This is a genomic window from Clostridioides sp. ZZV15-6383 (assembly GCF_020657735.1).
In the GTDB taxonomy this organism is placed as follows: Bacteria; Bacillota; Clostridia; order Peptostreptococcales; family Peptostreptococcaceae; genus Clostridioides; species Clostridioides difficile_D.
In genome coordinates, this window is sequence record NZ_JAGWCV010000087.1 from 1 (window position 1) to 8921 (window position 8921).

The 8921-nt window shown below is 28.4% G+C and carries 6 protein-coding genes; all 6 read right to left on the reverse strand.

Annotation, left to right across the window (positions count from 1 at the left end):
- Nucleotides 1-186: 186 nt before the first annotated feature.
- Complete coding sequence (locus KGF42_RS18045; protein WP_021407973.1) at nt 187-435, reverse strand: hypothetical protein; 249 nt, start codon at nt 433-435, stop codon at nt 187-189.
- 65 nt (nt 436-500) lie between these two features.
- Nucleotides 501-1517, reverse strand: coding sequence for an alpha-hydroxy-acid oxidizing protein (locus tag KGF42_RS18050; RefSeq protein WP_227821475.1), 1017 nt, complete (start codon nt 1515-1517; stop codon nt 501-503).
- 52 nt (nt 1518-1569) lie between these two features.
- Nucleotides 1570-2337, reverse strand: a complete 768-nt coding sequence (locus KGF42_RS18055) for a ribonuclease HII (protein WP_227821474.1) — start codon at nt 2335-2337, stop codon at nt 1570-1572.
- A 59-nt stretch (nt 2338-2396) separates the two neighbouring features.
- Nucleotides 2397-4616, reverse strand: coding sequence for an adenosylcobalamin-dependent ribonucleoside-diphosphate reductase (locus KGF42_RS18060; protein ID WP_227826817.1), 2220 nt, complete (start codon nt 4614-4616; stop codon nt 2397-2399).
- A gap of 439 nt (nt 4617-5055) precedes the next feature.
- Nucleotides 5056-6348, reverse strand: a complete 1293-nt coding sequence (brnQ, locus tag KGF42_RS18065; protein WP_227826818.1) for a branched-chain amino acid transport system II carrier protein — start codon at nt 6346-6348, stop codon at nt 5056-5058.
- 1118 nt (nt 6349-7466) lie between these two features.
- On the reverse strand, nt 7467-8759 hold the full coding sequence (gene brnQ, locus KGF42_RS18070) for a branched-chain amino acid transport system II carrier protein (protein ID WP_227826819.1): 1293 nt from the start codon (nt 8757-8759) through the stop codon (nt 7467-7469).
- Nucleotides 8760-8921 lie beyond the last annotated feature (162 nt).

The window sequence follows — 8921 nt, forward strand, 5'->3', positions numbered from 1 at the left end:
TATAATAACAAAAGAATTAAAGAAAAATTAAATTGGCGTAGCCCTGTTAAATATAGATTTGAATATGAATCTAAAGTTACATAAAGCTAAAAAAACAGGAATGAAAATTTCATTCCTGTATAAAGTCTAACTTTTGGGTCTCAGTACAATCTATATTTTGAGATAGCCCCTTCTAGTTAATAAAACTTAATCTTCTTCAAGTTCTTTTTTCTCTTGTAATAATACACTTAATTCATTTGCTTCTAAAATTTGTGCCTCTGCAATATCAAGTAACTCTTGTTGCCATTCCACACATTTATCTTTGTAATCAAAAGGTAGCGTTCTGTCAACTATGTACTTATCAATACAGTCCTCCGCACTTTTAATTATTTCTTTTCTTTCATCAATAAATTTTTCTAATTCTACTAAGGCTTCTTCATAAGCTTTTCTACTCATATAAATTCCCCCTTTGTACAATTATTCTACATTAAAACGATTTTTCCTCTTTTTTGTATAAAATTTTATTTGTATATAACTTTTCCATCAATATCTTTTATGGTTTGACATCCAGTTAATATCATAGAACCACTTAATTCTGATTGAAGTTTATTTACATAAGTTTCTACACCATCAGTTGCTCCACCAAATGAAGCAGTCACAAAAGGTCTTCCTATTAACACTGCATCTGCTCCTAGACCTATCATTTTTAATACATCTAAGCCTGTTCTCACTCCACCATCTGCAAGTATTGTAACTTTACCTTTAACAGCATCAGCAATTTTTGGTAGAACTTCACATGTTCCTGGTGTACAATCAAGTACTCTTCCTCCATGGTTTGATACAACTATTGCATCTACCCCTGCTTCAACTGCTATTAAGGCATCTTCAACAGTCATTATTCCTTTCAATATAAATGGTAGTTTGGTAGATTTCACTAACTCTTTTATTTGTTCAACATTTTTAGGAAGTACTGGCTTTCCATGTAGTGATAAAGTTACTAGACCACAAGCATCTATATCAACTCCAACTGCAAATGCACCAGCTTCTTCGGCTAATCTTATCTTTTTTATAATATTTTCATTATCCCAAGGTTTTATAAATACAATTCCAGCTCCATTATATTTTTTAACTACATCTAAATTTTCCATTAAAAAAGCATCTACTGCTGTATCTCCAACCATTGCATAAATGCCACTATTAGCACAGCCTTCAACTACTGGCTCTATGTAATCTCTTTCATTAATTTTTCCACCCATATTTAAAGTAGTTCCTGTTACTGGAGCTGCAAATATAGGTGCACTCATTTTTTTCCCAAACATCTCTATAGATGTATCAGGGTTTGATACATCATGTATTACTCTCATATTTACTTTTACTTTTTCTAAACTCTTACTATTTTCTATAAAAGAAGAACCACTTCCTTTACCTCCCATACCAGGCACTTCACCTGCACAAGCAACCCCATTACAAACTTTACAAACTTTACAACTTCCATTTAAATTTTCTCTAGCACTTTTTAATAATTCATTATATTCCATCTTTAATCCCCCATTAATTATAGTAATTTATATCATATACATTATATTATATTTACAATATATTTTTTAAAAAACTTTTTCTATGTATAGGAGTTATCCCATACTTTTCAATAGCTTCATAGTGTTCTTTAGTTCCATATCCCTTATGAGATTTAAACCCATATTCTGGGTATACTCTATCATATTGATACATTATACTATCTCTAGTAACTTTAGCCAATATACTTGCTGCTGCTATTGATATAGATTTTGAATCTCCTTTTACAATTGGATTTTGAGCTATATCAATTCCTGGTATTGTTGCTGCATCAACCAGTAAAAAATCTGGTGCTTTTTTTAAACAATTTATAGCCTTTTTCATAGCCATATATGTAGCATTTAATATATTAAATTCATCTATTTCTTCATTATTTACTATTCCTATTCCATAATCTAATGCTTCATTTTTTATTACTTCAAAAAGTTCATCTCTCTTTGCTTCACTTAGTTTTTTAGAGTCATTTACACCTTCTATTTTTGTATCTTTTTTAAACACTACAACAGAAGCTACAACAGGTCCAGCAAGTGGTCCTCTTCCTGCTTCATCAATCCCTCCAATATATAAATAGCCTTTATTATAACCTTCATTTTCAAACATATTTATAGTTTCTAATCGTTCTTCTTCTTTTCTAATACTATCCAATTTTTTTGCTAATTTTATAGCTAAACTTTGTACAGATTTTCTTTCATCTACTCTTAATAGTTCTATATATTTCATATACTGCTCTACTTCTAAAGTTTCTATTATTTCTTTAATCTCCCTCACGCTTTTATCTTGCATACTCTTCCCTCATCTTTCATTTGTAAAAATATAAGTTAAAAATTTTGTTAATTCAGAGTTTAATTGCATCCACTATATCCACATTTTAAACATATACTGCATCCGCCTGTATGTGCAATTCCTTCACTTCCACATTCAGGGCACACAAATTTTTCATCTTCTTCAAAATTTTTATTTATTATTTCTTTGGCTTTTTCATCTTTATTATTTTTTTCTTTTTTATTATTTTTATAATATTCTTTTTTATTATCTTCTTTTTTATTATCTTCTTTTTTATTATTTTCTTTATTATTTTCTTTATTATTTTCTTCCTTTTTTTCATTTATTAAAATTCCACTCCTTTTGCATCCATCTCTAAATATTGTCACCCCTTTAAGACCAGCCTCCCATGCCTTAATATATATATTGAAAACATCTTCAACTGTAGTTTCAAAAGGTATATTTATTGTAGATGATATAGAAGCATCAATATACTTTTGCCACACTTTTTGCATGTTTATCCTTTCTTCATATCCTATATTCATAGCAGTAACAAAAAAATCTGGTAAACATTCTTCATCTGTAATCCCTTTTTTATCCATATACTCTTTAACAATTGGAGTATATACTTTATAATAAACATCTTCATCATGTAAGCTTTCAGTTTTTCTTATATATGAAAGATTAAATATAGGTTCTATTCCACCACTAATACCTATCATTGTAGATATAGAACCTGTAGGAGGTATAGTTAAAAGTTGCGAATTTCTAAGCCCATACTTTTTAACAATTTCCTTGGTATCTTCATTTAAGTTGTCTATAAAAAACTTAGATTTAGAAATATTTTCATATTTGTACTCGCTAAATGTCCCATATTCTTTAGCAATTAGTGATGATTGCTTTACAGCTTCATTTAACATAGTTTTACCAATTAAATCACATAATTCTAAAGATTCATCAGAGCCATATCTTATTCCCATCTTTATAAGCATATCAGCTATACCCATTACACCTAAACCTATTTGTCTATATTTATGTACACTATCTCTTTGCTCCTGTAATGGATGTAGGTTTAATCCCTCATCTAAGACATCATTTAAAGCTACTACAGCTTCTCTAACACAAGATTTTAATTTATTAATATCAAATGTAGCATGTTCCCCAAATGGTTGTATTACAAACTCTGACAAGTTTATTGAACCAAGCAGACAACTTCCTCCACTTGGAAGTGGCTCTTCCGCACAAGGATTTACTCCTGAAAAGCAAAAGTCCTTATCTTCACTCATAAAATTATAGGTTCTTATTTTATCCCAGAACAATATACCTGGCTCTGCATAATCCCAGTTATTTTTTACGAATTTATTAAACAAATCATACGCATTTACTATCTTAACTATTTTTTCTCCAGTAGTTTCAACTTCAAAAGTACAATTATATAGCTTTTTTTCTTTTACAGCTTGCATAAATTCATCTGTTACTCTTACAGAAATATTTGCTTTAGTAACTTTCTCTAAATCTGTCTTTATATCTATAAACTCTTCTATCTCTGGATGATTAACGTCCATAGAAATCATAAGAGCTCCTCTTCTCCCTCTTTGACCAATCAAACCAGTTGTCATGCTGTAAAGCTCCATAAAAGAAACTGCTCCAGTCGTATGTTTTGCAGCATTATTTACTTTTGCACCTTTTGGTCTTAACTTTGAAATATCAATTCCAACTCCTCCACCATAACTAAATGTTCTAGCAAGTTTTTTTGCAGTATCAAAAATATCTTCTATACTGTCTTTTGGTGGTTCTATTACATAGCAATTTGAATATGTTACTTTCTTTCCCTCTTTCTGTAATCCTCTATTTGCTAAAATTCTTCCAGCAAATAGAAATCTTTTTTGTCTTATTAACTTTGATATTCTTGAACTATTATTTGAAATTCTCTTTATCCATTCATCAAAACTCTCACCATTATGTCTATACTTGTTCTTCCAGATTGATTTTTGTAATTCATCAAACTCCCAAGCTTTAGTTCTTATTTCAGAACGTCTTTCTCTATATAATATGTAGTGTTTTGCTATATCTTTTCTATTTGATTCCATAAGTAATACTTCAACTATATCTTGTATTTCTTCTACGGATAAGCACTTTTCCATAGAATTATAGTCATTAGCTATTTTTCTTGATATATCATATGCTAAATCTCTATCCACTCCACCTTCACTATTTATACTAGCCTTATAGACAGCATCTTCAATCTTACTTTTACTAAAAAGCTCTTTTGTACCATCTCTTTTTATTATGTACTTCATTTTTAGACCTCCAATAAATTAGTATTAAATTAATACACCTATTAACTATAACTCTAAACAAACTTTTTTATATGCTTGTATATTTTCATATTAATTATCTAGCATAATATATATTATACTATTTTATATTAAATATAACACTCCTTATAGTTTTCTAAACTTGTAAAATACAGTCTTAAAAAACTCTAAAATAATATAAAAAAGTATATAAAAGTCCAATTATACTTTTATATACTTTATATTTTTTACATTTTATTATTTTAACTTTTATTAATTAATAAGTACTTAAATAATAAATTCTTTATTTTTTCTTTACAGATATATATGTTGATACTTTACATTAATTTCAAATCTACAATAGTTTAATAATATTTTCAAATATAAAAAGGAATTGCCTATTTAATTTAAAGGCAATTCCATAATTATCAATTATTCTTTATTATGCAGTTTTACTGCTTTTAGATGGAATAAAGTTTCCTATTATTCCTGCTATTACAACTGGAACTATCCAGTTAAATCCTAATGAAGCAAATGGTAAGCTATCAACTAGAGGAATATTTACACCAAAGCTTTTTGCAACTGTTAATACGCTTACTAACAATGCCATATATGCAGCACATTTGAACACGTTGTCATTTCTAATTTTATCACTAAATAATGCTAGTATAACTAGAGTTATAGTTGCTGGATATACCATGCTCAATATAGGAGAAGAGAATTTTATTATTGTACTTACTCCAAAGTTTGATATAATTGCACTAAATACACAAACTACTATAACTATATGTTCATATTTTAATTTTCCATTTGTAAGTGTTGAGAAATATTGACCTGCTGCTGAAGAAAGTCCTATAGCTGTTGTTAAACATGCTAATGCAACTATAATAGCCAATAAGATTTTACCTGTGTTTCCAAGTAAAGCTGCTGTTATTGCAACTATTAAAGCTGTTTGTTGAACATCTTGTCCATATTGTTGAGATACAGTTGCTCCAAGATAACATAATCCACCATAAACTAGTGCCATACCTATTACTGCGATTACACCTGCACTTACTGTAGCTTTCATCTTTTCTTTTTCACCTGTATAACCTTTAGCTATTACTGACATGATTATAATTGATGCAAATACACTAGCTGCTAATGCATCCATTGTCTGATAACCTTGAGTTATACCTTCTGCAAATACATTTTGTATTAAAGAACTGTCTCTTATTTCTCCTAATGGAGATATGATACCTTTAACTATTAATACTGCTAAAGCTATAAGTAAAGCTGGAGTTAAGATTGACCCAACTATATCTACAACTTTTGATGGTCTTATTGTTAAAACCAATACTAGAGCAAAGAATACTATAGAAAATATTACCGGGCTTATTCCAGAACCTATTGTAGGTAATATACCCATTTCATAAGTTGTTGCTGCTGTTCTAGGTATTGCTAAAAGTGGCCCTATACAGATTACCATTGCACATCCTAATGTAATACTTAATCCTTTGCCTGCTCTTGCGAACATTTTCGATGTGTCTCCATTAAACTTAGTTGCTGCTATAACTGCTAATAATGCCAAACCACCATCTGCAAAAAGGAATCCTATGAAAGCTACTAGCCAGCTACTTCCAGATAAAACTCCTAGATATGGAGGGAATATTAAGTTCCCAGCACCAAAAAACATTGCAAATAGTGCAAATCCAATTACAATTACATCTTTAAAATTGATTTGTTTTTCACCCATTTAAAGCACCCCCATTTGATTTTACTACTTCTTACCTTATTACTACATTTTACTAAAAAATAAGTCCAATCTCTTCTTAAATGAAAACCTTTTGACGAGATTTTATTTAATTATACATTTTTGACTTAAATTTGTCAATTATGTTTCATAATTTATAAAATCTTCACAATATTTAATACAACTTTCTTAATTAAACAAAATCAACCTATATACTTTAAACATAGTTGGTTTTTTATTTTTTCTCTAATTTTTCTTGATAAAATTAACTATTACGAATAATAAAAATATTAAGACTTTTTAAATTATTCACATTATTACCAACTTGTATTGCTTTATGTACTGTATATATCACTCTCCTTTTTACATTCATATAATCTTTTTAATTCAATTTAAATTTTAAATATTTTGTGTTCATTATATAATCTGAAAAAAAAGCAGTCAATATCATTTTTAATTTTTTAAATTTTCAAAATTATGATTCTTAAAAAATCGTTTTCCTTTTGTCACAACTCCCCTTTACGTTAATTCTTGTAGTATTTTGTATTTATTTTGCTAAATTAACTGTTAAATTTACTTAATCATAATTCTACTACCGTAGATTTATGACTTGTTTTTCAGTCCTGAAATCGTTTTTTCTGAAAATTCCTTATTATGATTTATCAACTTATTTTTCTTCATAGCAATTATTTTTTAACTTCCAACTTACTTAAACTTTGCAGTTGCTAGTATTCACGTTTACATACTTATATGTCACAATTAACTAAAAATTCTTAATATATATGTCTAGGGAAACAATTTAATCATTTAATTAATTCATTTCTATAGCCATATGTCTTAAATTTTATTTTATTATTTTATTATTGTCATAATTTTATTTATATGATATTTTTGTAAAAATCATCTAATATACATACTTAAACCTATAAAATTCTTTTTTTAATATCTATTATTGTTAAAAAATAAACTATATATTTTTTTGATATTTTCTTATATTTTTCCTATATCAAATACAAATAATTAATATAGAATCTAAAAATAAAAAGAGTTATTTATATAAATAATTTCATTTATTATAAATAACTCCTTTATTTACAAGCTATTATATTTTAATTTAAAGCTTAATTTGTTCCAAGTGTGTTAGATTGACTCTTTGATGGTATAAAATTACCAATTATTCCAGCTATTATAACCGGAACCACCCAGTTAAATCCTAATGAATGAAGAGGTAAAGAATTTACTACTGGAACCTGTACTCCATAACTAGATATAACTGTTAGTATACTTACAAGCAATGACATATATACTGCTCCTTTGTACACATTATCATTCTTAATTTTTTCATTGAAGAAAGCTAAAATTATTAAAACAATTGATGGTGGATAAACTATACTTAGTATAGGAGATGCTATCTTTATTATAGTTCCAACACCAAAAGATGCTACCACTGCACTGAATACAGATACAGCTAATACTATTCTTTCATAACTTAACTTACCTTTTGTAAGTCTAGAGAAATATTGACCTGTTGCAGATGTAAGACCTATAGATGTAGTTAAACATGCTAATGATACTACTACTGCTAAAATCGCTTTCCCAATATTTCCAAGCAAGCCTTGTGTTATATTTACTATTACTTGTGACTGTACTGCATCTGTTCCATACATTGTTGATACAGTTGCTCCAAGGAAGCATAATCCTCCATAAACTAGGGCTAATCCACCACAAGCAAGAACACCTGATTTACCAATCATTTTTAACTTATCACTAATAGTAGAATATCCTTTTTCATTTAAAGATACAATTAGTACTGATGCAAGTGCTATTGCTGCAAAGGCATCCATTGTCTGATATCCTTGACCAATACCTTCTGCAAATACATTAGGTATCATAGGCTTATCTATTATCTCTCCAAGAGGTGATACAATACCTTTTATAATTATAAATGCTAAAGCTATTAGAAGAGCTGGAGTTAAAAATTGCCCAACTATATCTACGACTTTAGAAGGTTTTATTGTTAATACATATGAAATCGCAAAAAAAAGTATACAGAATAATAACACTGGAATTGAAGTCCCAAATAAAGGCATTACACCCATTTCATATGTTGTTGCACCTGTTCTTGGTATAGCTAAGAATGGTCCTATACATAAAATATCTGCACAACCTATAAGAATCCCTAATTTCATACCACATCTTTTAAACATTTCAACTACATTTCCATCAAATTTAGCTGTAGCCATTACTGCTAGAAGTGCCAAACCAGCATCGGCAAATGTAAATCCTAAGAAGGCAATTAACCACTCTGGACCTGTAATTATTCCCAAGTATGGTGGAAATATTAAGTTACCTGCTCCAAAGAACATTGCAAATAACGCAAATCCAAATACTATAACATCCTTGGTCTTACCCATTATAAACTCCCCCTTTTTAACATTATTAAATTAATAAAACGTCTCAATTGTTTACGCTTGCATAAATAAATTAAATAAAACAATAAGAACTTATTATTAAATTAATAAAATTAAATAAATTAAATTTTTAATATATTGTATTGATTTGTGCTTATTATATAT

What these genes read in the sequence shown, in the direction of transcription:
- brnQ (WP_227826819.1), bottom strand. Translation starts at nt 8,759, where the DNA reads ATGGGTAAGACCAAGGATGTTATAGTATTTGGATTTGCGTTATTTGCA.
- KGF42_RS18055 (WP_227821474.1), bottom strand. Translation starts at nt 2,337, where the DNA reads ATGCAAGATAAAAGCGTGAGGGAGATTAAAGAAATAATAGAAACTTTA.
- KGF42_RS18050 (WP_227821475.1), bottom strand. Translation starts at nt 1,517, where the DNA reads ATGGAATATAATGAATTATTAAAAAGTGCTAGAGAAAATTTAAATGGA.
- KGF42_RS18045 (WP_021407973.1), bottom strand. Translation starts at nt 435, where the DNA reads ATGAGTAGAAAAGCTTATGAAGAAGCCTTAGTAGAATTAGAAAAATTT.
- brnQ (WP_227826818.1), bottom strand. Translation starts at nt 6,348, where the DNA reads ATGGGTGAAAAACAAATCAATTTTAAAGATGTAATTGTAATTGGATTT.
- KGF42_RS18060 (WP_227826817.1), bottom strand. Translation starts at nt 4,616, where the DNA reads ATGAAGTACATAATAAAAAGAGATGGTACAAAAGAGCTTTTTAGTAAA.